At 28.7% G+C, this 2477-nt stretch carries 4 protein-coding genes; all 4 read left to right on the top strand.

What is annotated here, in order from left to right; genetic code table 11:
- The first annotated feature begins 6 nt into the window (after positions 1-6).
- Genes HNR35_RS05660 through HNR35_RS05645 form a run of 4 tightly spaced genes read left to right on the top strand, consistent with a single transcriptional unit; the run spans position 7 to position 2397 of the window.
- Positions 7-552 carry a DUF777 family protein gene (locus HNR35_RS05660; protein WP_183224534.1) on the top strand — a complete coding sequence of 182 codons (546 nt, stop codon included), beginning with the start codon at positions 7-9 and terminating at the stop codon, positions 550-552.
- A gap of 29 nt (positions 553-581) precedes the next feature.
- Positions 582-914 (top strand): contractile injection system sheath initiator, encoded by a 333-nt coding sequence (locus HNR35_RS05655; protein ID WP_183224532.1) that lies wholly within the window; start codon positions 582-584, stop codon positions 912-914.
- Positions 911-1789: a DUF276 domain-containing protein gene (locus HNR35_RS05650; protein ID WP_183224530.1), complete on the top strand. Its 879-nt coding sequence runs from the start codon at positions 911-913 to the stop codon at positions 1787-1789. Before HNR35_RS05655 ends, HNR35_RS05650 begins: the two co-directional genes overlap by 4 nt.
- A gap of 2 nt (positions 1790-1791) precedes the next feature.
- Positions 1792-2397 carry a DUF735 family protein gene (locus HNR35_RS05645; protein WP_183224528.1) on the top strand — a complete coding sequence of 202 codons (606 nt, stop codon included), beginning with the start codon at positions 1792-1794 and terminating at the stop codon, positions 2395-2397.
- The last annotated feature ends 80 nt before the right edge of the window (positions 2398-2477 follow it).

Genomic DNA, 2477 nt, shown 5'->3' with positions numbered 1-2477 from the left:
GTTAGAATGAGTGAAAACTATGAAATTTACAGAATGAACCAGCGCCTTTATGGCCACGCATTAGCACAAGAAGACATAAAAAATTGGATTTATTCAAATATTTTTATAACCCGAATTGGCACTGTAAAGAAATTTAAACAGCAAACTCAAGAGGCTGTAGTTATAATACCAGAATTTGAAGATTTAGAAATTCACACAAAAAATATATCTAATATCAATTTTGAACTATCAAAAGGCGATACTGTTTTACTGCTTCAATCAAGCATTAATATTTTTGATAAAAATGACGATATTCATTTTGACAAGCATCATTTTTATATACTTAGCGCAATTAGTCCAAAAACTTTAAATTTAATTTGCGATACTGTTAAGATAAAAGCAAATAATACGATTGAAATAGCAAACCAAGCAACTAGCTTGAAAGAAATTCTAGATAGTATTATCAGTGCTATCAATGGTATAACAGTTACAGGACAAGCAGCAATTGACTATATAAGCTTAAGAGCAGTAACCTCTAGAATTTCTGCTAAGATTAACAGTTTGTTTAAGTAATTTTTGCTAATTATGCTATAATTAATAGCATGGATTTAAGAATTGGCAATAATTTTGAATTGGTATTTAATAAAGATTTTTCGCTTGTTGATGGGATTGACGAGCAAAAACAAAAATTATTTATATTCCTAAAAACCTTAAGGGGGAGTCTAAGCTATGCTCCTAATTGGGGACTAGACTACTTCTTGCTTTTAAAACTTTTAAAAATTAACAATCTTCAAGCTGTAAAAAACTATTTTCATGAAATATCTAAAGATCTTAACTTAGATATAATCAATATTTCAATTGCAATACAAGACCGTAAAGCGAATATATCCTTTTTTTTCTCTGGTGATGTTTTAAATATGGAGTTTAATTTATGAGTATAGTTTTTGACTCTGATTTTGGCATTCTAAAGCGTACAATTAAGGATATAGTACGGACCAAAAGAGAACACTTGCGAGTAAATTATGGGATTAACATTGATGACAGCAATAGCTCTATTTACAATATTATTGCATCTTCTTTAGCATTAATTGAAGAAGAAATAATTAATGAGCTTAATCTCTTTTTTTCTAAAATGACGCCGGGTGGTACTTATTGGGCCGCTATTGAAGAACACATTTCTTCTAAAAGCACAACTTACAGTGCAGTTCGATCGGCTTTACTTAATCTTAATGGAGTAGAACATGCTAACATTAAAAGTTCAGCTGGTAAAGCTAATATATATCTAATTCTAAAAGAAAATTTACTAGACACTGGTAAAACTAATATTAACAACCCTGAATTTAAGGCTAAACTTTGGGAAACATTATATCTAACAACCCCTAGCGGAACTTTACTTGAGGGGAACATAGAAATTGATGGGCTTAACTCAACTGGACAACTTAAATCCTATAAAATATCGCTTGGAAAAAGAAAATATGTTTATATGAAAGTAAAGTACAAACTTGATCTTAAAAACTATCTTTACTTAAACATAGACTCCCAAATTAGAAACATATATTCTAGGATTATTTCAAATAACTATTCTGATATGGGAATTAGTTTTGAATATCAAGATTTTTTTGCTCCAGTTAATGAAATAAAAGGGATTAAGTTTATGGAAATTCAAGCTTGTGTTAAAGATACAGACAGCGAGAGTATTTCAAAAATCAGTGATAGTGATTTTAAAAAAAATGAAGATATCTCAATTAATGATGATACAATGCTACTTTTTAATACAACTGATCGACTGATTATTGACATTGACACTTAAATATGAAAATACCTAAATTCTTAAAAGACACTGAAATTCAAAAATTTATACAAACAGAAACTGAATATGCACAAAAACTACTTAATGAACTTAAAATCCTTAATTCTAACTTCATATCAATTGATGCAAAAGAAAATATAAAATCAAGATATATTGCTATATGGATATCTCAAGTCTTATCAATTTTTTATGCAAAAACTCAAACTCTACAAAGTATTACAAGCAATATCAATAGTGTTATTTTTGCTTTACGTCATATTGGTACTGATGAGTCATTTAGACTGATTTTTAAGGCATTTTTAAATGTAGACATTTTAATTACTACAACTGAAGCTGGTGTTATTGATATCTCTTTAAAAGGGGCAATAAAAACAAACTTTACTACATTTATTTCACCTAGCACTGCAAAAGGTAAAAGGCCTAAAAAGATACTAATTAGAGAACAGAAAAAGGGGTACGCTGCATCTAAAAAGGCCTTAGTATTTAACTCACTTCCTAAAGGCTATGATCATTCAATTTATGCTTTTATAAAGGAAATTATTCCTATTGGTAGAGTTCTCAAAATTAATAATAAAGATGGTGCAAATATTATCACTTTTAACAATTAAGGAGGCTTTATGGCTGGAGAAGAAGAAAAATTATTAATTGATGAAGAAGAAACAGTTCAAATCAAAGATTTAAATAAGGT

Source organism: Borreliella spielmanii, from assembly GCF_014201705.1.
Taxonomy (GTDB): Bacteria; Spirochaetota; Spirochaetia; order Borreliales; family Borreliaceae; genus Borreliella; species Borreliella spielmanii.
The sequence above is the reverse complement of the archived record's forward strand: the minus strand, read 5'-3'. Positions and strand labels throughout refer to the sequence as shown.

Bases quoted from the DNA above. Each gene is read 5' to 3' on its own strand.
- HNR35_RS05660 (WP_183224534.1), top strand. From the start codon at position 7: ATGAGTGAAAACTATGAAATTTACAGAATGAACCAGCGCCTTTATGGC.
- HNR35_RS05655 (WP_183224532.1), top strand. From the start codon at position 582: ATGGATTTAAGAATTGGCAATAATTTTGAATTGGTATTTAATAAAGAT.
- HNR35_RS05650 (WP_183224530.1), top strand. From the start codon at position 911: ATGAGTATAGTTTTTGACTCTGATTTTGGCATTCTAAAGCGTACAATT.
- HNR35_RS05645 (WP_183224528.1), top strand. From the start codon at position 1,792: ATGAAAATACCTAAATTCTTAAAAGACACTGAAATTCAAAAATTTATA.